The following is a 26,321-nucleotide window of genomic DNA, read 5'->3' on the forward strand; positions in this document are numbered from 1 at the left end:
GTTTATGCCTATTAAAATCGGAATGGTTTCTTTGGGATGCTCCAAGAATTTGGTGGATTCCGAAAGAATGCTTTATAAATTCAGAAAAAGAGGATACGAACTGGTAACAGAGCCGGGACTTTCCGATATTGCAGTTGTTAATACCTGCGGGTTTATTCAGTCTGCAAAGGAGGAGGCAATTGAGACTATCCTTGAACTCGTTAAGCTTAAGGAAGAGGGTACTATAAAAAAGATCGTTGTGACCGGTTGTCTTTCCGAACGCTATCAGCAGGAAATGGCAGATGAGTTTCCTGAGATCGACGCTGTTGTTGGTATCGGCGACCAAAAAGACATTATTGATATCCTTGATCATGTTCTTGCAAACGAACGAGTTGTTCATTTTGACGACAAGATAAATCTTCCTGTAACCGGTGAACGCATTATTTCTACTCTTCCTTTTTTTGCTTACTTAAAAATTGCAGAAGGCTGTAATAACTGCTGCACTTACTGCGCAATTCCGAAAATCAGAGGCCCTTACAGAAGCGTTCCAATGGAGGAAGTTCTGAAGGAAGCTAAATGGCTTGCTGAAAACGGCGTAACGGAAATCATAGTTATCGCTCAGGATACTACCAGATATGGCGAGGATCTATACGGCAAATCAAAACTGCCGGAGCTTTTGGAAAAGCTCTGCGGTATAGACGGTCTGAAGTGGATTCGTGTGCTTTACTGCTACCCTGAGAGAATTACCGATGAGCTGTTGGAAGTAATAGCAAATCAGGAAAAAATAGTAAAGTATATGGATATTCCTATACAGCACTGCAACGGCGAAATACTTAAAAGAATGAACCGCAGAGGTGATCGTCAGTTTCTAACGGAACTTATGAAAAAGATAAGAAATAAGGTGCCTGATATTGTTATCAGGACAACGCTTATTACAGGCTTTCCCGGTGAAACACAGGAACAGTTTGAAGAGCTTGCAGAGTTTGTAAAGGATATGAGGTTTGACAGACTGGGTTGTTTTGCGTATTCACAAGAGGAGGGGACTGCGGCTGCTTATTTTGACGGTCAGCTTGATGAGGAAATAAAAACTCACAGAGCGGATATTATTATGGAACAGCAGCAGCTAATCAGTGAGGAAAAGAATTCAGAGAAAATGGACGGCGTATTTGAAGCGGTTGTTGAGGGTTTTGATAAGTGGGCTGAATGCTATTTCGGAAGAACTGCGGGAGACGCTCCGGATATTGACGGAAAGATTTTCTTTACCAGTGATGAAAAACTGGAGATAGGTCAGTATGTTACGGTTAAAATTACAGATACTTTAGATTATGATCTTATCGGAGAGGTGATATCCAATGAATCTTCCAAATAAGCTTACCCTTTTAAGAACGGTTCTTGTTCCTGTATTTCTTATTTTTGCATTGATTGACAGTATTCCGTTTAATTATACGATTGCACTTGCAGTTTTTGCGGCGGCGTCAATTACTGATGCTTTGGACGGTCATATTGCAAGAAAAAACAATTTAGTAACAAGCTTTGGAAAATTTCTTGATCCTCTTGCGGATAAAGTACTGGTAGTATCGGCACTTGCGGCATTTGTTGATCTGAAAATAATAAGCTCTGTACCGCTTATCATAATAGTAGCAAGAGAATTTATGGTTTCCGGACTGAGACTCGTAACTGCCGGTAATGGTATTGTTGTAGCGGCAGGATTCTGGGGCAAGCTGAAAACTGCGTTTACTATGGTTTCTGTTGTGTTTATTTTAATTTATCTTGCTGTTTCAGGCGATTTTGAGTGGTTTGGACTTAACATTTCCAATAAAATCAATGATGTGTGCGATTATATTATTCAGATATTGATCTGGGTTTCGACTGCTCTTACTGTAATTTCCGGTCTTGTTTATCTTAAAGGCTACTGGAAGTATATTGATGCAGATAAATAACCTACTTTTTTGAAAAAAAGTAGGCAAAAAACTTTTATATCGTTTTTAGTTAGATGATATAATTAAAATAAGTCTCGACAGGTAAGTACAAAGAAAAGTAAAGAAAAAATTTGAAAAAAAGTAGGCAAAAAACTTTTATATTGTTTTTAGTTAGATGATATAATTAAAATAAGTCTCGACAGGTCAGTAAATAGAAAAATGAAGAAAAATTTGAAAAAAAGTAGGCAAAAAACTTTTTTGTTTTTAGTTAGATAATATAATTAAAATAAGGCTCGACAGGTAAGTAAACTAAAGAATGAAGAAAAAGTTGAAGCTTTATGTCAGTTATGAAAGGACTGGAAGAAAAGTGAAACACAGAATAATCTGCAATATATCACTTGCAGCTGTATTGGGATATAGAATTTATTTGATACTTAACAGTACACAGTATGAATCATTTTACAGCGGAACTTACAGTGGCAAAATAGGGACAGAACTTCTTTTCCGCTTTTTATGGCAGTGGCTGCCGTTTATCGTAATTGCAGTTGGATTCTTAGCCAATTTTTTTAAACATCCAGTTGATATAGCTATTAACGGTTTATGTATAGGATTAAGCATGTTTTCATTTTTTTGTGAAGGATTTTTATTCATTACAGATTTATTTGACGGCTATACTCATGATTTTGTTAAACCGTCGATTAATATATTTATTGTTATTATTTCTGTTGTTTCAATTGTTTTCAGTGCAAAGGAATATGAAAAAAAGAAAAAAGCCGGTTTACTTAATAATAAAAATACTTAAAGCGCTTATGATAATCATAAGCGCTTTTTTACAATAAAGTATAATCTCTTTCAAAGAGTTCCTCATAGATTTGTTTTTTTAAAAACCCTTCCGGTACTTTTTCAAGAAGCTTGTTTCTGATAAATACCTTGCTTTTCTGAGGATAACGAGGCATAAAATTGAGTGCAAGAATGTGTGAAAGTTCACGCTTCCAGAGCAGTTCCATTTGCTTTTTCAATTTAAATTTAGGATTTATTCCGTGAGGGCGAATAAGCTCGACTTCCGTACCGTTTTCAGTTTCATATACGCAGAAGATTCCCCAGTAATCAGGGACATGCTTTTCCACGCCTTTGCGGTGCTTTTTACCTACAACTACATAATTCCAATCGAAATAGAGATCGTAATTTTTCACCTGTGAAGAAAGCCGTGTATAAGAGTCATTGTCGCTTTTAATTTCAAATCCGATAAGACCTCTTTCGGTAACTGCATAAATATCGGCTCTGGATGTATTTATCGGTACTTCTTCAAAGGTACGGTGTTTACCGTAATTGTAATCAAGGTAGAGAAATAATGCCTCTCTTATGCCGGGGTCAAGCATTACAGATTTTTACCCATTTCATAAGCCTTGTTCAGTATGGCTTCAATATTGCTGTCACCGCCGATAATAAGCTTATCAGTCAGTTCCATACCTTTACCTGTAAATGTACTCAAGTACCAGTCATAGGTAGCGGGATATTTCGAATAATTTTCAGGAGCACCCTGTGCAAAAATACCGGCAAGCTTTATTCCAGGCTGAAGACGGGAAGTCTTGTCCGGATTGTTCATGCAGTAATGCCTGTTCATAAATGTGATCATAGGTCCTGCAATATTTGCATAGTAGTTAGGTGAGGTTACAAGCAAAGCCGAGCATGAACGCAGTTCACCGTAATATTTCTGCATGTCATCCTGTATAACGCAGTCAGTACCGTTTCTGCGGCAGCTTCCGCAGCCGGTACAGCCCTTGATATTCATATCATTTGCTCTGAAAATGACTGATTTGTATCCATCTTCTTCTGCACCTTTTATAAACTCCATTGCGGCCTTTTCAGAGACGGAGTCCCGTCTGGCACTTCCTAAAACAACAACTAATTTTTTCATTTATAATACCTCCGAAAAAAGAACGGCAAAAACCGTTCTTTTTAAAATAATCATTCAAGATCTACAATAGTCTTTGATACTGATGAAACATTTTTAATAAGCGTTTTGAAAATACCCCAGACGCCCAGACCTGCAAACAGTATACCGATAAGAATATTTCCGACAAAAGTTTTTATGTAATGCGAATCCTCAAAAAGCAATGACATATATTCAGGAATATCCGACCATTCACCATAAAGCGTTCCATTACTTATATAGTATGCCAATTGGATTCCGTCGCCGAGGAATTGTGCAAAGACAACGCATATTATAACAAGCAAAGCCATAATTGGAATTACTGATTTTTTTACTTTTCCGCCAAACATGGTATACCCTTTAACTATTGCTGCACCTATAAGTGCACCCAGCCAGCCTACGAACCAGCCCAAAGCGTAAACGACAGCCCACGGAATAGCTGAAACCAATCCGAAAATAACACTGCCTAAAAGACCTTTTCCGGCGTTTGATTCAGAATTTTTAAATTCCTCTTCTTCGGCTTTAACATTGTTAATAAGTGCCTGTGCACATGCACTGTGCATACAGACTGCGTGACCGCCCAGAAGTTTTTTTACTTCGTCTCCCTGCATAGGATTACCGCATTCAGGACAAATACTTTCCGGTGCACCAGAAGCTGCTACTATTGGCATAAACCAGTCAATAAAAGGTTCAAGACGCTTCATTATTCCCATTGAAACTACAAATCCTATGCTGATATAACTGTCGTTTACGTCTATAAAATCTATTTTGTACTGCTTCTGAGCGTTTGCGCTGTTTAATGCTTCAAGGATCTTACTTTTTACATCTTGGTTGATAACCGTTGAAATGTACAGTTCCCTTATCATTCTGCCGTTGTTAATATCCCTCAGTGTAACAGTATAGCCGTTTAAAATGCCGTAGCAAATGTTATGTGAAATTTTCATTCCCTTTTTAACAGCCAATTTTTTTAAATCTGAATTTACCACCAATAATCCCTCCATTATTTTAATATATTTATATTAACACATTTTAATAAATATGTCAATATTCGACATTAAAATAAAAAAAGAACATCTTCATAATCGCTTATAAAGACGTTCTTTTTATAAATAGAATTATTCAGCAGCAGGTGCTGAAACAGGACATGTACCAGCACAAGCGCCGCAGTCAATACATGTATCAGCATCGATAACGTACTTGCCATCTCCTTCTGAGATAGCTCCAACTGGACATTCACCAGCACAAGCGCCGCAGCTGATGCATTCATCTGAAATTTTGTATGCCATTATTAACACCTCCGAACGATTAATAGAGCAAATTACTTTACTCTCTATTAATATTCTATCATATTTTTAAAAAAAAGCAAGAGTTTTTTTAAAATTGATGATTGACAAATTCTTTATAAAGGTATACTATAAAAAAGGTAATTTTAAAGTTAAGGGTGATATAAAATGATCATAGATTTTCATACGCATGCGTTTTCTGAAAAAATCGTAGAGAAGGCAATGAGTAAGCTAACAGCTACTTCAGGTATGAAGCCGTATACAGACGGAACAGTAAACGGACTTCTTGAAATAATGAATAATTCGGGAGTTGATAAATCGGTAGTTCTGCCTATTGCTACGAAACCGTCTCAGCAGAGGATTGTAAATAGTTGGGCAAAGGAGATAATGTCCGACAAAATATATGCTTTTGGGAGCGTGCATCCTGATGCAGAGGACGCTCTTGAAGAACTTGACAGAATAAAAGAATCGGGGCTTTACGGTGTTAAGCTGCATCCGGATTATCAGAATTTTTTTGCTGATGATGAGAAGGCATTTCCCATATATCAAAAATGTTCTGATCTTGGTCTTATGATCGTTTTTCATGGAGGCTATGATCCAATGTGCGATGTTATTCATGGTAGTCCTAAAGCATTTGCAGAAATTCATAAGAAATTTCCGGATCTTACTATGGTACTTGCTCATCTGGGAGGAATGTACCGCTGGGAACAGACTGAACGTATTATTGCCGGAACAGACGGTAATGTTTATCTTGATGTAAGCTGTATTGCAGGAGAAATCGGACAGGATATTCTGAAAAGAATTATTGAAAAGCATGGTACAGATAGAATCTTATTTGCCAGCGATTGTCCGTGGGATGATCCGGCAAATGAAATAAAAATGATTAACGCTTTGGATATTTCTCAGGAGGATAAGGAAAAAATATTTTATAAAAATGCTGCCGGACTGCTGGGAATAAAGTGCTAAAACGACCTTTTTTATACTATTGACTAATTATTTTTATTATGTTAAAATATCTCTATACATTATTGATTAAAGGAGATTCCAAATGAAAAGATTTTTTACGGGTATTATAGCGTCGATCGTTGTAGCCGCTGCTTTTACAGGATGTAATGAAGTGAAAAAAGAAAATTATGTTACCTATAGTACTTCTGACAGCTCAAGCGTTCAGCAGAATAGTAATGATAATACAGATACTGATTATCCTGAAACCGCCGATTGGTCAACGCTTACATTTGGTATAGATTCAGTTTTTTATACGCCGGAATTTAATTACAAGGATCTTACTGATATAGGTTGGTCCTTTGACCCCTCTAATTATGGATTAGAGGATTGTACCTTGAATTCTGAGATTAGATTATCATGCGATGTTTATTTGAATCATGAGGGCGTTGACGAGGGCGTATTGGCAGTTGGATTTGCAAACGTCGGTCAGGAAGAGGTTCCGCTTGCAGATTGTCAGATATGGGCTGTAAAGGTTGAAATAAAGGATAAGACAAATTATCCTCAGTTTGCAGTTCCCGGTAACGTAAAATGGAATGCGTCAATAGATGACGTCAAAGGGGCACTGGGGGAACCGTCTGAATCAAACCGTGACGAATCGCAGGGTTCTACAGAATTGATTTACAATAAGGACGGAGCATATATAGTTCATTATTATGTCTATGACGACGGCGGAATGATGAAATTCTGGATTGAAAAGTATTAAAATTAAATGGAACGCTTTTTATTGAAAGGCGTTCCATTTTTATTGATTTCAGCTTTCGTATTTTCTTACCCGCAAAGGAATACTCAGTTTATCGGCGATTTCCTGAGCTGCTGCAATTTCTTCGCTGCCGATTACGTCAACTACTGTAAAAACAACTGTTTTAACATACTTTTTGCAGTCGATAGCAAATCTTTGCATTGCTTCAAAGGATTTATCGCCGAATGAAGGACGTGTGACTTTTAAATATTCTTCCTTTGTTCCTGCATTCAGGCTTATTGAAACAATGTCGCAAAGTCCTTGAAGCTTATAAGCAACAGGTTTGCCGTGAATAAGGTCGGCTAAGCCGTTGGTGTTTAATCTTATTGGAGGACCGTCGTTTTTCTTTATAAATGACGCTGCGGCAGTCAAGGAGTCAAGTCTTTCAGTAGGTTCGCCGTATCCGCAGAAAACTATTTCTTTATAATTTTTGAAATTGTGTTCTTTCAGCGCTTGTATAATTTCCTGATCTGACGGATCATGTTCCAGCCACAGACTGTCTGAGCCGTATGCGCCGTCGCCGTTATTTCTGATACAAAAGGTACAGCTGCATGGACATTTGTTTGTCAGATTAACGTATAAATTATTTCCTACCTCATATACTATTGTCATAGCCATAATAATTTTTTCCTTTCTGTTTTAAGATAAAGGACGGCATAAAGCCGTCCTTTTTTATCTTTTCTTTTTCTTTTTGCCGTTTTTATTTTTAGAATTGTTTTTTGCAGAAGCAGTATTAATATTAGTTCCCTTATTTACTGTTTTTATTTCAGATTTTTGATTTTCGGATTTATTTTCTGATGAAACAACAGTCGGATACATTTTTGCACGGTATCTTTCAATAAGAATTTTATTGTTCTTTTTATCATATCTGTAAACAAATACAATACAGATGATACCGATCAGCAATGCGCCGAATCCGGGAATAAGTCCCGGAGGAGTATAAGTCATTTCAACAGTATGATCTCCCGGTTCAAGTTCAATACCTATAAGCGCTTTTACCAGACAGATAGGCTCGACCTTTTTGCCGTCGACCTTTATTGTCCAGCCGTCCTCGTAAGGAATGCTTGTCATCATTATCTGATTTTCTCCGGCAGTAATTGTACCCTTAAGATGGCGGCCGCCGTATTCGGTTAAATTCCACTGATTCTGCTTGATTTTATCTATATCCTGCTGGAAAAGTTCCTCGTCAAAGGTGTAGAACTGGAAATCCTGTACGACTGTATATTCGTTTGCGACAGTCATTCTGAGTTCAAATTCCTGTCCTGGGGCGACATCTCCCAGATATGAGCTGAGATTAATAGTATGATAGTCATGATTTTCAAAATATGCACTTACGAATCTGTGGTTAATATATTCACCGTTTTCATCTTTTTCGGTACTTAGCCACAGGTTAACTGATTTCTGGACTTCAGTATTTAAGAACATATAAATAGGTTCTTCCGACGGAACGGTAATATGCATATTTACTGTAGGATCTCCCTCGCCGGCAGTATACATTGTCTGCTCTGCCGTTGCTGTGTTGTAAGGGGAAGTTGTAACGTTATTTAAAATAAATGAGTTGGGGTCAACGTCAATTCTTTTGAAGTATTCATGGTAGCTGTCAAATGTTCCTTCATTAAGATTTATGTCGGTATATCCGGCAATTGTACTCATAAAAATATTTTGACTTGTAAAAATATTGCCGTTTCCAAGCTTTTCAACATATCTTATATTTGAATCGGACATATAACCCAGCGCCAGCGCATTAGGATTCTGATAAACGTCAATTACAGTATCTTTGCCGTTTTCATCAACATAGTTATAGGCGAAAACAGGTTCATACGATTCATTGGTAAGGCGAACTGCATTATCATCTCCTACGGTATTTCTGTCCATGGAGTATTTAATACCGAGAAGAGAATCGGAAATAGGTGTATTTCCGTCATATCTGGTATAATATGTACTTGCTGAATATCCAAGGGCTTCTATAAATTTAAGAAGCGGAGCGTTCATAACGGAGCTTGAATGGCTGATGCCTCTGAGTCCGAAAGCGGAATTATCGTTTACTGTTCTGTGGAAGGTTTTTTCAGCTCTGTAAAAGCTTGGGTCATAATTATAGAGCTGCTGGGTAACTTCACGTCCGTTATTTATAAAATTATACCATGACGTATGAGTTGAATATATAAGATCGGCATCTTCATCTTTAAAAGTATTGTAGCTGTTGTAAATAAGTTCCCCGCCTGATACGGCTAGAATTATAACAGGGGCGGTTACTGCCATAAGTTTTTCCTTGTTTCTGAATGCGATTATGATAAGGCAGTAAACCACAGCCAATACTCCGGCTATAACTATTTCAGTTGTTGTGAGATGTTCTGATTTTCTGGATACGGCTATTGCAAGGAACGCTATAACACAGAACAGCGAACCTCCGATACCGGAAGCCTTGATTCCGTCAAGCTTTGAAAACGCCGCCGCACCCATAAGGAGCAATACGAAGGAGAAAGTAAAGGAGTATCGGAACGGCAGCCAGTTAGGAACCTGAAAACCGTGCCATATAATGTCCAGAGGACGAATGTACATGCTTAAGAAAAGTACTGCAAGAAGTGCGGAATATCCGATTTTTTTGTTAAGTGAAATTTTATTGTTCAGATAAAAAATCGGGAGCAGTAAAACGGTAAGCATACCGCAGTAAATTTCCGGCAGTCCTTCAGTATCTACAGTATCATACTGTGCTGGAAGCAGCTGAGGTAAGAAGTTCAGCGGCGAGAACTGTGTTGCAAATGAGAAATCCGGAGTTGAGAATTCAAATTTACCAAGCTGAAGAGCTTTGTAAACCGGGATTATCATGAATGCCGAACACAATAGAGCAACGCCTGTACTTCCGGCAAAGCGCAGGAAAGTTTTCCAGTAATCATTGGCTTTAAATTTTCTGCCGATTTCATTTCTTCCTGAAAAGATATAGAAAACAAAATAAAGAAATGTGAAAATACCTACGATATATCCGATATAGAAGTTGGAAATAAACATAATTGCCAGAGGAATTATGAAATTCAGCTTTCTTCCGTCATCTACAAGATATTCAACCCCAAGTATAATAAGAGGCAGCAGAAAAACGCCGTCTAACCACATAGGGTTCATAGCCTGAATTACTCCGTAAGCGCAAAGTGCATAAAGAGTGGAGAATATAACAGTCTGAAGCGGAGGCATTTTCTTTGATTTTTGCAGATAATAACTGAAAGTTACCCCTGCTGTACCCAGTTTTGCAAGTATCATTATCTGTAAGCTGCCCAACAGCATAGTTCTTGGAAGAAGCATTACAATAAGAGTAAACGGACTTGCAAGGTAGTAACCGATAATTCCGATATAGCCTCCTGAAAGGTTTCTGGACCAGTTGTATAGAATACTTTCTTCTCCCCAGAATGCATCACGGAGAGCTTCAAAGTAATAAACATACTGACCGTTAAGGTCTAAAACCAAGACCGATTCCTCACCGAAAGGATAAACTTTAAACATAGCGTATGCGATATACATTATAATTACAGGTATAGCAAACGCCAGAAAATATAATTTGTTTCGGATAAACCAGCCGCCCAGAAAGCTGAAAAAGTTTTTGAAAGACAATTTTTCTTTTGGGACTGACGGTTTATTTTTTGCTGTAGATAAACCAGCCATTTTGTTCCTCCTTATTTTTTACAGCCAACGGCTGAAATTCATAGATATTAACTATTATACAATATTTTTGTTCATTTTACAATAGGAAATGAAAAAATCTACAAAAATTATAACAAATAAACTGGTTTTTTATCATTTTAGATTGCATATTTCCATAAATCTATTTAACGCATCTTCATTATACTGTGCATAATCAACATTCATCGGCTTTATTTTACCGTTTACAAACATGTTTATGCCGGAAAGTATTCCCTCAATATCGTCAGGCACGAGCAGTCCGCCGTGTTCTTTCATAAATCCTCTCGGACCGTCAATGTCTGTTGCAAAAACAGGAATGCCTAAAGTGTCTGCTTCAAGCAGAACCAGACCCAGTCCTTCGTATCTGGACGGCAGCATAAATAAATCGCATTTATTCAGTACAGGCATAGGATTTTCCATTGATTTGATAAGAATAATTTCAGCTTTGCAGCTTTCGGCGTATTTCAGCGTTTCTTCGTAAAGCTCTCCTCTGCCGCCGATAATAATAAGACAGCTTTCTGAATGACTTTTATAAAATTCCTCAAAGGCGTCTATAAGACGTATATGTGCTTTTTCTGTGGAAAAGCGTCCTATTGTTATAAATTTCAGTTTTTCGGACGCAAGTAAATCCTGAAGCTGTTCCAAAGTTACATTTGATTCCGTTTCCTGCTGAAATTCTATGGGAAGACGTGATTTTTCCAGTACTCTCTCATAATTGTGGCAGTTTGGGACAACAGTGAAATTTTCACCGTTTCCGCCGCTGATTTCCAGTGCGGAGCGGCGCATGTCCTCTGTTACAAGCGCAACAGTATCGTATTCACGGTACGCTTTTTGCAATGTTTTATAATGTTGATTTTTTCTTAAATTTATTTCCTCGGTCATATTGTTGTGCACATATATGATGCGTTTTCCCTCAAAACATCTGAACATATTTATAACGCCGTATTCATATCCCGTAAACTGAATAGCGCAGCTGACATCTGTACTTCCGAAAAGTCTTTTCCATTCTCTTTTATAAAGGCGGTCTATACGGTTTTCAATAAAACGGTTAGAAATATTAAGTTTAAAGTAAAGTATATAGCATAAAAATTCACTTATTGTATACTGAGTTTTTCCCGACATCGGAATACAATGAAATTCATTCGGAATCTTTTTGAGATTGTCCGGAGTTTTTCTAACCGACTCTTCACGGTAAGTTATATAAAAATTATCTGAAAGGTTTTTAAGTCCGGAAAGCAGACTCAGAAGCGAAGCGGTAAGACCGTTTTGAGCAAGAGAGCCGGAGTAAATAAGTGTTCGATTTTCATTTTTATAAATACATTTTCCTTTTGGGTTGTTGCCGCTGAGAATTTTATTAACGGTTTCCGAACCGCCGTTTATAACAGTACCTTTATAAATACCGTTAAGCTGAAAGTTTTTTATTATTTCCGCTTCTGTTTTGCAGTCAGGACAGATAATGTAATCCGACATCAGAAGTGTTCTCTGCATTTTTCCGAAGAAAACGGAACTCTCATATTTGGGTAAGCAGATGATTTTTTGACCGTCTTTTTTAATAAAAAAGTCCGGAAGAACTCCGGAGGTAATTATAAATTCACAGGAAGAAAGATTTTTAAGAGACATTTTTTTGAAAATCGTAATATTTTTCAGGCAATCATTTGAAATGTCGCTTTCGCCGTACAGCAATGCAGTTTCTTTGTTTATTTCCTTTTTCAGCATACGCTGATATCGGCTTTGTAAAAATATACTTTTTAAAAGTACGGATATTGATCTTAAATTCAAATTCTGCTCCTTTCTCCTACTTTTTTGAAAAAAAGTAGGCAAAAAACTTTAATATCGTTTTTAGTATGATGATATAATGTTGTATAAGGCCCGACAGGTAAGTAAACAGAGGATTAAAGGAAAAAATTTGAAAAAAAGTAGGCAAAAAACTTTAATATCGTTTTTAGTATGATGATATAATGTTGTATAAGGCCCGACAGGTAAGTAAACAGAGGATTAAAGGAAAAAATTTGAAAAAAAGTAGGCAAAAAATTTTAATATCGTTTTTAGTATGATGATATAATGTTGTATAAGGCTCGACAGGTAAGTAAACAGAGAATTGAAGGAAAAATTTGAAAAAAGCTTATAAAACTTTTCATGTTCATTTCTTGTCTCGCAACAAGAAACGAACCAAAGAAATGCGTCCTTTACTTTCTTTCATGTGAAAGAAAGTAAAGCAAAGAAAAACTTTGTCCGTCATTTTGATACTGAACTAATTGGTCTCCCAGTAAAAGGCAAGACTTCTCATCTAAAATTCACACCCCAGTAAAATGGCGGCAATTATTTCTTAGTCTTTTCAATTATTGTATTCACGATTTCGATTCTATCTGAAAAATTTAAGGATTTGAATGCTTTGAGCATTTCTATTTCCATTTCGTCTTTCGCTTCATGTGCTACATGATGAATGTCTGTCCTGCCAAGCAAATAATCTACAGAGCAGTCGAGATAATCGGCGATTTTTGCTAAATTATCCGCCTTTGGCATTGAAGTTTTATAATTATCAAGAGTTCTGTCTGATATACCAAGGGTATTATACATTTCTTTTTGTTTTATATTTCTATTTTTTAAAATTTCTTTTATTCTTATGGCAACATCGTTCGATTTATATGCGTTTTCTATAATCAATCACCTCTTTTTTTATAATTCATAATTAAATGATAAATTTATCACTTTCGGTTGACAATTCGATAAATTTATGGTATGATATAATAAAGTGATATTTACAAGAATATAAAATCCCATAAAAATGTACAATTAATTTTAATTATACCATCATTTGATTCAGACCGTCAATAGCTGAATCAGGATTTATTTTTTAGCTTTTCATGTATGATGTTCATGATATCTATTTTGTCTGAAAGGTTCAGTGATTTAAAAGCTATTGCAAATTCCGCTAATAGTTCGTCATGCTGCTCTATTTCATTAATATAATTATTTTCATTTATAACATGAGACTGATTGGTTCTGCCGAGTAAATAATCTACGGAGCAGTTAAAATAATCTGCTATATTTAACAGTATATCTCCCCTGGGGATTGTTCCGTTTTTCCAATGTGTAGCTGTTGCATTTGATAATTTTAACTTTTTACATACTGCATTTGGTGTAGTACCATGTGATTCACATAATGCATAAAAGATATTCCAGAACATTAAAACCTCCATTTATTAGCAAAATTCTACATAAATTTAGTTCGGAATTTGTGAAATTGTACAAAACCTAATAATTTGTAGACAAAAGCGTTGACATCTACAAAAATGTAGCATATAATTATAGTTAGTCATTGATACGGACAAGAAAACCTAAATTATATTTCTATTTTTTACCTGATTTTAATTATAACATTAATTGGATTAGTCCGTCAATAGCTTAATTTTATAAGATCGGAGAATGAAAAATGTTGACAAACAGAGAATTTGCCAGACGATTTAAACAAATAAGAATGCAAAGCGGCGCTTCGCAGATTGAAACGGCGAAAGCGATATACCGTAATGAAAATCATATAAAGAATATTGAAAGCGGAGTGACATTACCAACAATGAGAAATTTTTTTAAATTGTGTGATTTTTTTAATGTTACTCCACAGACTTTTTTTAAGAATGAAATTAAGTCTCCTTTTCTGAGATTAAAACAGCTCAGGGAGCAGCGGGGTATTACACAAATTAAGCTTGCGTTAGACTTGAATTTAAATCAGAACAGTATAAGCAGATATGAAAGCGGAGAACGTCAGGCGGATTACTCTACCTTAGTTCTTCTGGCAGATTACTTTAATGTTTCCGTTGATTATCTTTTGAATCGTACTAACAATCCGATATTTAATGAAAAATGATAATTTTATTAAAAAGACTTTGCGAGTTTTCGCCCAGCCTTTTTCAATTTTTTCTTCAATCCTCTGTATAATTACCTGTCGAGCCTTATAAAAATCAAATCATCATACTAAAGACGAAATTAAAGTTTTTTTGCTTACTTTTTTTCAAAATTTTTTCTTCATTTCTCTGCAAAGTAACTTTGCGAGAGTTTATAAAGTGTTTGAAGTTGATGAAATCCGGCATAAAAGTTTTCGCCCAGCCTTTTTCAATTTTTTTCTTCAATCCTCTGTTTACTTACCTGTCGAGCCTTATAAAAATCAAATTATCATACTAAAGACGATATTAAAGTTTTTTGCTTACTTTTTTTAAAATTTTTTCTTCATTTCTCTGCAAAGTAACTTTGCGAGAGTTTAGAAAGTGTTTGAAGTTGATGAAATCCGGCATAAAAGTTTTCGCCCAGCCTTTTTCAATTTTTTTCTTCAATCCTCTGTTTACTTACCTGTCGAGCCTTATAAAAATCAAATCATCATACTAAAGACGATATTAAAGTTTTTTGCTTACTTTTTTTCAAAAAAGTAAGCGGTTGACAAAAAGGAAGAATCTGAGTATAATATAGTATAGTTATATAATTAAAGACGTAGCAGTCAGAGTAGCCTTTTCGGACGCATTGCAGAGAGTTCTGTATGGGTGTGAGCAGAATATGCGAGAAAATGTGAAGTGCGGCTGTCAGTTCGGGGCAGGAACGGAATTCTTTCTGAGTATTGCTCTGCGTTTTTCCTCGTTACGGAAATCAAGCTATAAATTAAGAGTGGAACCGCGGACTATCCGCCTCTTGACCTTTGCGGGCAGGAGGCTTTTTTTATACGATAAATAATAAAAAGGGGTGATCAAATATTGTTTAAACAGTTGAGAGAAGACATTGCTCTCGTAAAAGAACGTGATCCTGCGGCAAGAAGTTCGTTTGAAATATGGCTGACCTATTCTGGACTTCATGCTGTTCACAGTTACAGACGGGCTCACTGGTTCTATAAGAAAAAGATGTTTACAATAGCCAGAATCATTTCGCAGTTTGCAAGATTCCGGACAGGAATAGAAATTCATCCGGGCGCTAAAATAGGAAAAGGACTTTTTATAGATCACGGTATGGGAGTTGTAATAGGCGAAACTGCCGAGATCGGCGACAACTGCCTTATATATCAGGGAGTGACCCTTGGAGGTACGGGCAAGGAAAAGGGCAAAAGACATCCTACCTTGGGAGACAATGTAATGGTAGGGGCAGGTGCAAAAGTTTTAGGACCGTTTAAAATAGGAAACAATGTTAAAATTGCTGCAGGAGCCGTAGTGCTTGAAGCTATTCCCGATAACTGTACCGCAGCGGGAGTTCCGGCAAGAGTTGTAAGAAACAATGGCGCTAAGGTATGCAAGGAGCTTGATCAGATCCATATTCCCGACCCTGTAGCGCAGGAAATGTGTTCTATGTATATGAAGATTGAAAAGCTGCAAAAGGAAGTGGAAAAGCTTGAAGCTGAAAGCTGATTGGAAGTTTCCGAAGATTCATATAGGAATGCGTATCTGGAAAACGGTAATAGCTGTATTTATATGTGCTGTTTTGGGAATGATCTTTAATATCCATCCATTTTACAGTATGATTGCGGCGATTTTATGTATGCAGGCAAATACCAGCGAAAGTATTAAAAAAGGCGTGGTAAGATGCGTGGGTACTTTTATCGGAGGAATGGCGGCGGTATTGGTACTGCTGATAATCGATTTTACTCCGCTTGTGCCGTTTTCTTTTTTATATTATATTTTAATATCGCTTTGTATTGCACCGGTCATTTATCTCACGGTTTTATTAAACCGTGAGTCCAGTGCATATATATCCTGTGTGGTATTTTTAAGTATCGTTCTATCTCATTTTGACTTTGAGAATCATTATCTTTTTGCTCTTCAGCGTATGCTGGAAACTGTTGCAGGTATATTTACGGCTGTAGCTGTTAACAAAATTATAAGAAATCAAGATAATAAACAGGAAAGAAAGGAATCTTGAACTATGAAGATATACAATACGTTAACCGGTCAGAAAGAGGATTTCAAACCTATTGAAGAAGGAAAAGCGGGTATTTACGTTTGCGGCCCTACTGTTTATAATTTTATCCATATCGGTAATGCACGTCCTATATGCGTGTTTGACGTGTTCAGAAGATATCTGGAATTCAAGGGCTATGATGTGACGTTTATTCAGAATTATACTGATGTAAATGATAAAATTATTAAACAGGCAAAGCTTGAAAATTCAACTCCGGAAGAAACTGCATTGAAATACATTCATGAATATGAAACCGACGCTAAGGGTCTGAATGTAAGACCTGCCGATGTTCACCCGAAAGTTTCACTTTATATGGATAAAATTATTGATATGATCCAAACTCTTGTAGATAACGGGTATGCTTATGAATCAAATGGCGACGTATACTACAGAACAAGAAAATTTGAGGGCTATGGAAAGCTTTCAAAGCAGTCCCTAGACGACCTTATAGCAGGTGCAAGAGTTGAGGTAAGCGATATCAAGGAAGATCCTCTTGATTTTGCACTTTGGAAGTCAGCAGGGGAAGACGAGCAGCACTGGGATTCTCCGTGGGGCAAGGGCAGACCCGGTTGGCATATTGAATGCTCGGCGATGGCTAAGGACTGTTTAGGAGATACTATTGATATTCATTGCGGCGGCAAGGATTTAGTATTTCCTCATCATGAAAATGAAATTGCACAGTCGGAAGCAGCGACAGGTAAAAACTTTGCGAATTACTGGATGCATAACGGACACATTAATATAGATAATAAAAAGATGTCCAAGTCTGCGGGAAACTTTTTCCTCACAAGAGACGCCGCCGCAAAGTACGGCTATGAGACTATCAGATACTTAATGATTCAGGCTCATTACAGAATGCCTATGAACTATACCGCTGAGCTTTTGGATTCGTGTAAGGCTTCTTTGGAACGTTTATATAATTGCCGTGAAAATCTTGACAAGGCAATAGAAAAGGCAGTAAACGGCAGTATTACGGCTGAAGCGGAGGAGATATTTGAAAAGAGAAAAAATCAGTTTATTACCGCAATGGACGATGATCTTAACACAGCAGACGGTCTGACGGCAATATTCGAGCTGGTTCGTGACCTTAACAAAATGATCTCCGATCCAGAAACATCAAAGGAACAGCTTGTGAAAGGCGCAGAGCTATTTGACTGTCTTACAGGGGTTCTGGGAATACTTTACAACAGAAATGAGAAGGAAGAAATTCCCGGGGAAATTCTGGAACTTGTTCAAAAGAGAAAAGAAGCAAGAAAGGCGAAGGATTTTGCTTTGGCGGATAAAATAAGAGACGAAATTACCGCTATGGGATATACGGTAAAGGAAACAAGACAGGGTACGGAAATTACTAAGAGCAACTGAGGTAAGGTAAATGACTAGAAAATTCAGATTTATTTTAATGGGATTAGTGGCTAGTGCAGCGATAAGTTTTGCAGGGGTATCATGTATGCAGTATATATCAAGCAGTACGGGAAGTTATATAGACATGAGTACGCTTGAACTGGTTCAGACTCAGGAACCTGAAAACGGTGATCCTATAGCTACAATAAAAACCAGTCTGGGAGATATAAAGGTTGTTTTGTATCCGGAATACGCTCCGAATGCTGTAAAAAATTTTACAGATCTTGCAGAAAGCGGATATTATGACAATACTTATGTTTTTAATTCCGAGCCGGGAGTGTATTTTGGTGCGGGAAGTCCTAACAAAAACGGCGATCTGAATAAGGATAATGAACAGGCGGCTTTGGAATATGAGCAGGAGCTTCATCAGAATCTCTGGCCCTTTAAGGGTGCGCTTTGCAGTCTTACAACAAGCGAGGAGGGCGGATTCTGGAAAAAATTCAAGGGTGAATCAAAGATTCTTAACGGCAGCAGATTTGCGGTGTTAAACAGCGTTGAATTTACCGAGGATCTCAAAAAAGAGCTTCTTGAATCGGATAAAAATACTACTCTTGCCGAGGCTTTTATAGAATACGGAGGCTGTCCCAGTCTGTCCCAGAAAATAACCGTATTCGGGCAGACATATGAAGGCTTTGATGTTATTGATAAGCTTACTTCTCTGGAAATAACTGACAGTAAGGACGGTACTAAAATCCCTGTGGAGGATATAATGATCGAAACAATTGAAATCGGAACTTACAGTTCCAAGAGCGATTTAAAATAAATATGTAAAAGCAATTACCCAACTCCAGAAAGTATGTTTTGTTAAATTTGACAGTTATAAATTAAAAATCAAGCGTGAAATTGGTTTAAAATTTACCAATAATCATTACAATATGTCTTGAATACTTTACAAATTCGGTTAAAGAGGTTATAATGGTAAAGTTAATATGAAATTATCAGAGGTGTAAATATATGTTGAATTTTAAAAAGATAACTGCGGCAGCAGTGTGCTGTGTGCTTTTTACAGCTTTTGCGTCAGGCTGCGGCGATGATGCGTCAGGAAGTTCAGAAAAAGGAAGCGGCAGTGAAGCTTCATCAGTTTCGTCTACTCAGACTGAAGCCGGTAAGGTCTTAAATTTTACCGCTCCGGAAAAAGGCGAGGAAATTGCCGTATTGACTATCAAGGATTACGGAGATATCAAGATCAAGCTTTTTCCTGAAGAAGCTGAAAAAGGTGTTGAGAACTTTACAGGTCTTGCAAAGGACGGTTATTACGATAATCTGATATTCCACAGAGTTATAAATGATTTTATGATTCAGGGCGGCGATCCGTTGGGAAACGGTACCGGCGGAGAATCCATTTGGGGCGATAAGTTTGACGGAGGAACTTCCGAAAATCTTATCCATACCGCAGGGGCTGTGGCTTATGCAAACAGCGGAAGTACTTCAACAAACGGCAGTCAGTTTTATATAGTGACCGGTACTAAGTATGAGGAGGCCGATCTTACTCAGATGGCGGAGTATTATGGTTTGACTCTGAGTGACGAAGCAAAGAAAATTTATACGGAAGACGGAGGAACGCCGTGGCTTGACGGAGGATATACTGTTTTCGGTCAGGTGTTTGACGGTCTTGATATTGTTTTTGAGCTTCAGAAAGCTGCTACAGACAGTTCCGATAAACCGGAAACCGACATTGTTATAGAAAAAATCTCCATTGAAAAGTATGACGGCGAGGACGTTAAATTTCATATGAGCGATTATAAGTAAGTTATTTATATTTAATTATTAAATAAATATTTTTATTATTTTAAAAATGTGCACAAACATTTTTCCGTCCGGAAAAAATCAGAATTTTCGCCTGCAAGAAAATCTGTACTTTTTTATAAATAAAAGGATATTTTTCCGATTCGGGCTTATAATAAAAAAGGTGAAGAAAAAGAAGAGGGTATTCGTCTGCACGGATATCTTAAGGAGAGAAAATCTTGGAAAAATTTGTTGTTAAGGGCGGTCGCTGTCTGCATGGCGAAGTCGAAATCAGCGGAGCTAAAAACGCTGCCGTTGGAATTATACCGGCTGTAATACTGTCCGATGAACCTTGTATTCTTGAAAATGTACCGGATATAAGTGACGTTTCAATAAGTCTGAGAATTCTTTATGAAATGGGCGCGCAGGTACAAACCATCAGCAGAAACACATTCAGAATCGACGCAAGCAGGATCAATAATTTTTGTGTGCCTTATGAAAGCGCAAGACAGATGAGAGCTTCTTATTATTTTCTCGGAGCGTTGCTGGGAAAATTCAATAAGGCGAGAGTTTCAATGCCGGGAGGATGTCCTTTGGGAGATCGTCCTATCGATCAGCATCTGAAAGCGTTTTCCGCATTGGGTGCGAATTGCAATCTTGATCATGGTATGATCGACGTAACTGCCGACAGTCTTAGAGGAAATCAGATCTATCTGGACGTTGTTTCTGTAGGCGCAACAATGAACGCAATGCTTGCCGCTGTAAAAGCAAAGGGACTGAGCATCATTGAAAACGCAGCAAAAGAACCGCATATTGTCGATCTTGCTAATTTCCTGAACTCAATGGGAGCAGACATCATGGGTGCCGGAACTGATGTAATTAAAATCAGGGGCGTTGACTATTTGAGAGGTACTACTTATTCTGTAATTCCGGATCAGATCGAAGCGGGTACATTTATGGTTGCAGCAGCAGCTACTGGCGGAGACATTCTTGTAAAAAACGTTATTCCAAAGCATCTTGAATCAATAACAAACAAGCTTGAAAAAATCGGTGTTAATATCGAAGAATTTGATGACAGTGTAAGAGTATGGGTCGATGGACCTTTGGTTAAAACTAATATTAAAACCATGCCTCACCCTGGATTTCCTACAGATATGCAGCCGCAGATGGCTACATTGCTTACTCTTGCTGAAGGAACCAGTATTATTACAGAAGGTGTCTGGGAACAGCGTTTCCGTTATGTTGACGAACTCAGAAGAATGGGCGCCGATATTTCAGTAGATGGAAAGGTTGCAGTAATTGAGGGCACAGGCTGTTTACAAGGCGCACCTGTTAAAGCATGTGATTTGAGAGCCGGTGCGGCACTGATTATTGCAGGACTTGCAGCTACCGGTGTTACTGAAGTGGAAGATATTCATCATATTGAACGTGGATATGATAATCTTGACAAAAAGCTTCAAATGTTAGGTGCAGATATTGTTAAAAAGCATTTTCCGGGAGCGTCGGTTAAAAAAGCTTTATAGTTAAGAATTTGTTCGCATAGGTTGCTGTGCTTCAGATTTTGCTGATTACAGCGCTGCAAAATTTTTGTTAGGTAAGTTTGTAATTTTGCGCCTTGTACTCAACAAAATTATGCACAAATCCTATGAAAACAAGTTCTGATGGGCGGATTTTTCCGCCTTTTTTAATTTAGAAGAAAAAGGTGAATAAAATGGCTAGGATATATCCTCTTTTCAGTTCCAGTAAAGGTAATTCCACATTTATCGGAGAACCCGGCGGCGGCATACTTATTGACGCCGGCGTTTCATTTAAGAAGCTGACCGCAGCACTTGCGGACAGCGGTCTTTCTCTTGCATCAATAAAAGGTATTTTTATAACTCACAGTCATTCCGACCATGTAAAAGGACTTAAAATGCTGACTAAAAAAACCGGTCTGCCGGTTTTCGGGCAAAGAGAAACTCTTGAGGAATTGATATCCGGCGAGATGATAGCTCCGGCTTGTGAGGTATATGAGCTAGACAGTCCCGCAGCGGTGGCAGATATGGAAATAAGCTGTTTTGATACTCCTCATGATACGGTCCGAAGCTGCGGTTATCGTGTAAAAACCTCTGACGGACGTGTATGCGCTGTATGTACCGATTTGGGATATGTTACCGATACTGTCAGAGAGAACCTTAACGGTTGTAATCTTGTCTTGCTGGAATCAAATTATGACGAAAAAATGCTGGCTTCAGGACCATACCCATATTACTTAAAAGAAAGAATACGTTCAAAGCGTGGACATCTTTCAAATACAGATTGTTCTATGCAGTCGGCTGAATTAATAAGACAGGGGACAACTCATATTATTTTAGGTCATCTTAGTCAGGAAAACAATACGCCTTATATGGCTGATAAGATAGTTGAGACCGGACTTAAAGAGTTCTGTAGAAACAAAGATTACATATTAGAGGTCGCACCTGTTGAAACAAACGGAAAAATGGTGGTATTCTAATGCTTAATATAAAAATAATAACTGTTGGAAGGCTTAAAGAAAAATATCTCAGGGACGCTTGCGGAGAATATCTTAAACGGCTTAAAAGATTCGGGAATGTTCAGGTAATTGAATTGGACGAATACCGTCTTTCGGATAATCCGTCGGATAGGGAAATTGAAAAGGCTTTGGAAATAGAGGGAAACAACATACTAAAAGAGGCTAAAGGTTATCTGATAGCTATGTGTATTGAAGGGAAACAGCTATCCAGCGTTAAGCTTGCGGAGAAAATTTCACAGATCTCCGTTGATGGACAAAGTAATATTTCATTTATTATCGGCAGTTCCTTTGGTATTGCAGAAAATGTAAAGAAAAAAGTGGATTTTAAGCTTTCAATGTCTGATATGACTTTTCCTCATCAGCTTGCAAGAGTTATGCTGTTAGAACAAATCTATCGTGCTTTTCAGATTAACAATAATGGTAAATACCATAAGTAGTAAGCTGAAAATTTATCTACAGCTTTTTCCAAGCTAAATAAGATTAAGGTTGAAAAATTAAATAAAACCTGCTATAATATATATTATATGTTTTTATTTTTAAGGGGAATTTAAATGATTGGTTTTTATAATTATACAGTAATTTTGACATACATAGGTCTTGCTTCTGCAATTACGGGAATTTACATTGCTATGGACGGCAGGCATATACTTTTCTCAGTTATTGCTCTGATGATTGCAGGACTGTGCGATATGTTTGACGGTAAGATAGCCAGAACCCGCAAAAGAACTGAACCGGAGAAACGCTTTGGAATACAGATAGATTCGCTCTGCGACCTTATATGTTTCGGACTGCTTCCGGGAGCTATCGGGTACGCAATAGGCATGAGAGAAGTTTATCACATTGCAATTCTGATTTTATTTACTCTTGCGGCAGTTATACGCCTTGCGTATTTTAATGTAATGGAAGAAGAACGTCAAAGTAAAACTGAAGAAAACCGTAAAACCTATGAGGGACTTCCTGTTACAAGCGTATCCTTGATCTTGCCTTTGTTTTACAGCTTTCGCAGGGATATAGGCCGTATTTTTCCGGATCTATATGCTTTTTTGCTTTTAATTATTGCGATAGCGTTTGTAACGCGCATTAAGCTTAAAAAGCCGAAAATGAAAACCATGCTGATTTTTGTCGGTGTTGGAGGACTTGAATTTTTATGGCTGCTATTTAAATACAAGATAAAATAACGGAGATTTTTATGGAAATAAAGGACAGGCAAGGAAATATAATTTTGTCGGACAAAGGACAGGATAATATGCTTGAACGGCTCTACCGTACTGTCGGCGGAAGTATAGCTTTAAAGGGACTGACTGCGCCGTTAGTTTCCAAAGCTGCAGGTCGTTTCTGCGATTCAATTCTGTCTGCGAAACTGATACCTTCATTTATTGAAAAAGCGGGTATAGATTTAACTGAATATGAGTCCGGTTATTATCGTTCTTTCAATGATTTCTTTACAAGAAAAATTAAAACAGATGCAAGACCTGTAAATATGAATCCAAACGTCTTGATAAGTCCATGCGATTCAAAGCTTACAGTGTATAAAATCGGCGAAAACAGCCGTTTTATGATAAAAGGCACTGAATACGGAGTATCGTCGTTTTTAAGATGTGCAAAACTTGCGGAAAAGTATAAGGACGGTTGGTTTATGATATTTCGTCTTGGCGTTTCTGATTATCATAGATACATTTATATAGACGACGGCTGCAAATCAAAAAATATTCATATTCAGGGTATTTATCATACAGTAAACCCCATAGCCCTTGAAAAAGCCGATATTTACAAGGAAAATACGAGGGAATTTACCGTTTTGCATACTAAAAATTTCGGGAAGGTGATTCATGCCGAGGTAGGCGCAATGCTGGTGGGAAGAATAAAAAATCATCATGAAAAATATAAATTTTTAAGAGGTGAGGAAAAGGGAATGTTTGAATACGGCGGTTCGACTGTCGTACTGATTTTTCCTCCCGATACAGTTATTCCCGACAGTGATATATTAAAAAATACAAACGACGGGTTTGAAACCGTTGTAAAAATAGGTGAAAGAATCGGTATTAAGAAAGGATAAGAAAATGAAAAACAAAAAGAAAAGCAGACGCTTGATAATTGCCGCTGTTGTATCTGCATTGATACTTACAACCGGCGTATCGTTTACAGGCTGTAAGGAAAAATCAGATGAACCGTCGGTTTCTGAGACTTCAGCATCGGAATCGGAAACTGTTGAGGAAACTACGGAAGCTCCTACAGAACCTACTACAGAAGCTACAACCACTACTGAGCATGTAAGTCCAATAGAAAACGTGAACTTTTCAATGGGCAGTGAAAAAAGCGACATAAACGAAATAATGGACTATGACAGTAATAAAACCTATAAGGCAAAGCTAAATGAGTTTGTCAGAGAGGGTGACAAAATAGATTCATTTATTTTTGTTTTCTATGCCGAGGACGGCTCTTCAAATATAAGCAGCTATAAGGGTGCATGCGGAATTTCAGTTGACAATTCCTGTCCGGCTGCTACTGACGACGGATGGTATCAGTCTGACGATTTTGAAATGGACGTTAACAGTGCATATCTTGAGGTTAAATGGGATGTTCCCTCAGAAATCAGAGATTACATAAATACCGGAGATAAGGGAAGTATCGAAGTAGGCTATTGGTGGGGCGGTCTGCAAAAGCTCAGACTGTCAAGCATTATCTGCAATTACACTACAAGCGCAGATATACCGGTAGACGGTACGAAAACAATTGAACCTAATAAGACGCTGAATTACGGCAGAGAAGCGGAAAAAACTGCAAGAATCCCGCTTTCTGATATGATCTCAGATGGAGATATTCCTCAGTACTTTGAATTTAATGTTGAAGCCGATGGAGAACTCCAGAAATATGCCGGCGCTTTTGGTATCTCAGTTGACGATTCCTGTCCTGACAAGACAGATAAAAGCTGGTATCAGAGCGGAAATATTGCTGTAATGACTAATTCAAACAACGCTACACTTTACTGGCTTGTACCTGATGAAATCAAGGAGTATATTTCGTCAGGCGGAGACGTTATGTTAGGTTACTGGTGGAGTCAGCAAGATACTGTAAACCTGAAATCTGTTACTGTTAAGTACAGCAATAACGGTTCTTCTCCGGCAGTACAGACAAATGCGGATACCAATGATAAACCTAAGGAAAACAACAACAGCAGTTCAGCTGGAAAATCTTCAGCAGAAATAGTAAAAGATATGAAAATCGGCTGGAATCTGGGAAATACTCTGGATTGTTATGATTATTCCGACTATGCCACCGACGGCGAAACTGCGTGGGGCAATCCTAAGACTACTAAATCCATGATCGATACAGTCAAGGCGGCAGGTTTTAATGCGGTGAGAATTCCTGTATCTTGGAATGATCATATGAACGGCGATACGATCGACAGTGCCTGGATGGATAGAGTAAATGAAGTTGTGGACTATGCTATTGATAACGGTATGTATGTTATTTTAAATGTTCACCACGATGATTATACATGGCTGAATCCTTCTAAGGCTGACGAATCAAAGGTAAAGGCACGATTGACAAAAATCTGGGAACAGATTGCGTCACGTTTTAAGGACTATGATGAACATCTTCTTTTTGAAGGTATGAATGAACCGAGAATTGTAGGCGGTCAGGATGAATGGACAGGCGGTACTGAAGAAGAGCGTGAAGTTATTAACAATTTGTTTGCTGCATTTGTGGAAACTGTAAGAAAATCAGGCGGAAATAATGCGACACGTTCGCTTATTATCACAGGTCATGCGGCAGCAATTGATGAAAAGGCTGTTAAGGGTATAAAAGTACCTGATGATGATCACATTATAGTTTCTATTCATGCTTATGCTCCTTATAGCTTTGCACTTGATCAGAACGGTACTTCAACTTTTTCTGACTCGGATAAATCGGAGCTTGACAAGAATTTTGACTTTTTAAAGTCCACATTTATTGATAAGGGAGTACCTGTTATAATCGGTGAATTCGGCTCTTTAAATAAAGATAATATGAGCGACCGTGTTAAGCACATGGAATATTATGTAAGTGCGGCAAAGGCAAGAGGTATTACTTGCTTTATCTGGGATAACGGTGTAAAGGACGGCGAAGGTGCGTTCGGGTTGCTTAACAGAAAAGACGGTTCATGGTACTTTAAGGATATAGTGGATGCGGCTATGAATGGACTTGAATAAAAATAAAAGAC

The 26,321-nt window shown here is 37.6% G+C and carries 26 protein-coding genes; 17 read left to right on the forward strand and 9 right to left on the reverse strand.

What is annotated here, in order from left to right; genetic code table 11:
* Window positions 1-4 precede the first annotated feature (4 nt).
* The 3 genes from rimO to OCV67_RS01890 all read left to right on the forward strand — a co-directional run bounded on the left by rimO (window position 5) and on the right by OCV67_RS01890 (window position 2,700).
* Window positions 5-1,348, forward strand: a complete 1,344-nt coding sequence (gene rimO / locus OCV67_RS01880; protein WP_147642168.1) for a 30S ribosomal protein S12 methylthiotransferase RimO — start codon at window positions 5-7, stop codon at window positions 1,346-1,348.
* Window positions 1,332-1,919, forward strand: coding sequence for a CDP-diacylglycerol--glycerol-3-phosphate 3-phosphatidyltransferase (gene pgsA, locus OCV67_RS01885; RefSeq protein ID WP_147642169.1), 588 nt, complete (start codon window positions 1,332-1,334; stop codon window positions 1,917-1,919). The genes rimO and pgsA overlap by 17 nt, the downstream gene beginning before the upstream one ends.
* 346 nt (window positions 1,920-2,265) lie before the next feature.
* Window positions 2,266-2,700: a hypothetical protein gene (locus tag OCV67_RS01890; RefSeq protein ID WP_147642170.1), complete on the forward strand. Its 435-nt coding sequence runs from the start codon at window positions 2,266-2,268 to the stop codon at window positions 2,698-2,700.
* A gap of 28 nt (window positions 2,701-2,728) precedes the next feature.
* Here OCV67_RS01890 and OCV67_RS01895 read toward each other — a convergent pair whose 3' ends face one another.
* From OCV67_RS01895 to OCV67_RS01910, 4 genes are all read right to left on the reverse strand, one after another.
* Entirely contained in the window at window positions 2,729-3,277 is a 549-nt protein-coding gene (locus OCV67_RS01895) for a sce7726 family protein (RefSeq protein ID WP_147642171.1), read from the reverse strand.
* The gene (locus tag OCV67_RS01900) at window positions 3,277-3,816 is read right to left on the reverse strand and encodes a flavodoxin family protein (RefSeq protein WP_147642172.1); all 540 of its coding nucleotides are present in this window, start codon (window positions 3,814-3,816) and stop codon (window positions 3,277-3,279) included. Before OCV67_RS01900 ends, OCV67_RS01895 begins: the two co-directional genes overlap by 1 nt.
* Before the next feature lie 50 nt (window positions 3,817-3,866).
* Window positions 3,867-4,817 (reverse strand): hypothetical protein, encoded by a 951-nt coding sequence (locus OCV67_RS01905; protein WP_147642173.1) that lies wholly within the window; start codon window positions 4,815-4,817, stop codon window positions 3,867-3,869.
* Between the two features lie 129 nt (window positions 4,818-4,946).
* Entirely contained in the window at window positions 4,947-5,117 is a 171-nt protein-coding gene (locus tag OCV67_RS01910) for a DUF362 domain-containing protein (RefSeq protein ID WP_147642174.1), read from the reverse strand.
* Between the two features lie 165 nt (window positions 5,118-5,282).
* On the opposite strand from OCV67_RS01910, the gene OCV67_RS01915 reads away from it, so the two are divergent.
* The gene (locus OCV67_RS01915; RefSeq protein WP_147642175.1) at window positions 5,283-6,080 is read left to right on the forward strand and encodes an amidohydrolase family protein; all 798 of its coding nucleotides are present in this window, start codon (window positions 5,283-5,285) and stop codon (window positions 6,078-6,080) included.
* Between the two features lie 82 nt (window positions 6,081-6,162).
* Window positions 6,163-6,822, forward strand: a complete 660-nt coding sequence (locus OCV67_RS01920) for a hypothetical protein (RefSeq protein WP_147642176.1) — start codon at window positions 6,163-6,165, stop codon at window positions 6,820-6,822.
* A 48-nt stretch (window positions 6,823-6,870) separates the two neighbouring features.
* Here OCV67_RS01920 and OCV67_RS01925 read toward each other — a convergent pair whose 3' ends face one another.
* The 5 genes from OCV67_RS01925 to OCV67_RS01945 form a co-directional block, all read right to left on the reverse strand.
* Window positions 6,871-7,476, reverse strand: coding sequence for a TIGR04100 family radical SAM protein (locus OCV67_RS01925; protein ID WP_337405170.1), 606 nt, complete (start codon window positions 7,474-7,476; stop codon window positions 6,871-6,873).
* Between the two features lie 54 nt (window positions 7,477-7,530).
* A complete protein-coding gene (locus OCV67_RS01930; RefSeq protein WP_147642177.1) occupies window positions 7,531-10,509 on the reverse strand; it encodes a YfhO family protein in 2,979 nt (992 codons plus the stop codon).
* Window positions 10,510-10,641: 132 nt separating this feature from the next.
* Window positions 10,642-12,306 carry a glycosyltransferase gene (locus OCV67_RS01935; protein ID WP_147642178.1) on the reverse strand — a complete coding sequence of 555 codons (1,665 nt, stop codon included), beginning with the start codon at window positions 12,304-12,306 and terminating at the stop codon, window positions 10,642-10,644.
* Window positions 12,307-12,846: 540 nt separating this feature from the next.
* Window positions 12,847-13,191: a helix-turn-helix domain-containing protein gene (locus OCV67_RS01940; RefSeq protein WP_147642179.1), complete on the reverse strand. Its 345-nt coding sequence runs from the start codon at window positions 13,189-13,191 to the stop codon at window positions 12,847-12,849.
* 176 nt (window positions 13,192-13,367) lie between these two features.
* Entirely contained in the window at window positions 13,368-13,715 is a 348-nt protein-coding gene (locus tag OCV67_RS01945; protein WP_147642180.1) for a helix-turn-helix domain-containing protein, read from the reverse strand.
* Window positions 13,716-13,960: 245 nt separating this feature from the next.
* Between OCV67_RS01945 and OCV67_RS01950 the strand changes: the two genes are divergently transcribed.
* The 12 genes from OCV67_RS01950 (at window position 13,961) to OCV67_RS02005 (ending at window position 26,310) form a co-directional block, all read left to right on the forward strand.
* Window positions 13,961-14,392: a helix-turn-helix domain-containing protein gene (locus tag OCV67_RS01950; RefSeq protein WP_147642181.1), complete on the forward strand. Its 432-nt coding sequence runs from the start codon at window positions 13,961-13,963 to the stop codon at window positions 14,390-14,392.
* 874 nt (window positions 14,393-15,266) lie between these two features.
* The gene (epsC, locus tag OCV67_RS01955) at window positions 15,267-15,908 is read left to right on the forward strand and encodes a serine O-acetyltransferase EpsC (RefSeq protein WP_147642182.1); all 642 of its coding nucleotides are present in this window, start codon (window positions 15,267-15,269) and stop codon (window positions 15,906-15,908) included.
* The gene (locus OCV67_RS01960) at window positions 15,892-16,419 is read left to right on the forward strand and encodes an FUSC family protein (protein ID WP_147642183.1); all 528 of its coding nucleotides are present in this window, start codon (window positions 15,892-15,894) and stop codon (window positions 16,417-16,419) included. Before epsC ends, OCV67_RS01960 begins: the two co-directional genes overlap by 17 nt.
* 3 nt (window positions 16,420-16,422) lie before the next feature.
* A complete protein-coding gene (cysS, locus tag OCV67_RS01965) occupies window positions 16,423-17,820 on the forward strand; it encodes a cysteine--tRNA ligase (protein ID WP_147642184.1) in 1,398 nt (465 codons plus the stop codon).
* A 10-nt stretch (window positions 17,821-17,830) separates the two neighbouring features.
* Window positions 17,831-18,622: a peptidylprolyl isomerase gene (locus OCV67_RS01970; protein ID WP_147642185.1), complete on the forward strand. Its 792-nt coding sequence runs from the start codon at window positions 17,831-17,833 to the stop codon at window positions 18,620-18,622.
* Window positions 18,623-18,813: 191 nt separating this feature from the next.
* The gene (locus OCV67_RS01975) at window positions 18,814-19,608 is read left to right on the forward strand and encodes a peptidylprolyl isomerase (RefSeq protein WP_147642186.1); all 795 of its coding nucleotides are present in this window, start codon (window positions 18,814-18,816) and stop codon (window positions 19,606-19,608) included.
* Between the two features lie 215 nt (window positions 19,609-19,823).
* On the forward strand, window positions 19,824-21,107 hold the full coding sequence (locus OCV67_RS01980; protein WP_147642187.1) for a UDP-N-acetylglucosamine 1-carboxyvinyltransferase: 1,284 nt from the start codon (window positions 19,824-19,826) through the stop codon (window positions 21,105-21,107).
* 188 nt (window positions 21,108-21,295) lie between these two features.
* Window positions 21,296-22,078 carry an MBL fold metallo-hydrolase gene (locus tag OCV67_RS01985; RefSeq protein WP_147642188.1) on the forward strand — a complete coding sequence of 261 codons (783 nt, stop codon included), beginning with the start codon at window positions 21,296-21,298 and terminating at the stop codon, window positions 22,076-22,078.
* The gene (gene rlmH, locus OCV67_RS01990; RefSeq protein WP_147642189.1) at window positions 22,078-22,554 is read left to right on the forward strand and encodes a 23S rRNA (pseudouridine(1915)-N(3))-methyltransferase RlmH; all 477 of its coding nucleotides are present in this window, start codon (window positions 22,078-22,080) and stop codon (window positions 22,552-22,554) included. Before OCV67_RS01985 ends, rlmH begins: the two co-directional genes overlap by 1 nt.
* Window positions 22,555-22,668: 114 nt before the next feature.
* Window positions 22,669-23,295: a CDP-alcohol phosphatidyltransferase family protein gene (locus OCV67_RS01995; RefSeq protein ID WP_147642190.1), complete on the forward strand. Its 627-nt coding sequence runs from the start codon at window positions 22,669-22,671 to the stop codon at window positions 23,293-23,295.
* Between the two features lie 11 nt (window positions 23,296-23,306).
* Window positions 23,307-24,173, forward strand: a complete 867-nt coding sequence (locus tag OCV67_RS02000; protein WP_147642191.1) for a phosphatidylserine decarboxylase — start codon at window positions 23,307-23,309, stop codon at window positions 24,171-24,173.
* Window positions 24,174-24,177: 4 nt separating this feature from the next.
* Window positions 24,178-26,310 carry a cellulase family glycosylhydrolase gene (locus tag OCV67_RS02005; RefSeq protein ID WP_147642192.1) on the forward strand — a complete coding sequence of 711 codons (2,133 nt, stop codon included), beginning with the start codon at window positions 24,178-24,180 and terminating at the stop codon, window positions 26,308-26,310.
* Window positions 26,311-26,321: the final 11 nt, after the last annotated feature.

The sequence above is a fragment of the Porcipelethomonas ammoniilytica genome (assembly GCF_025567485.1).
Lineage (GTDB): Bacteria > Bacillota > Clostridia > Oscillospirales > Ruminococcaceae > Porcipelethomonas > Porcipelethomonas ammoniilytica.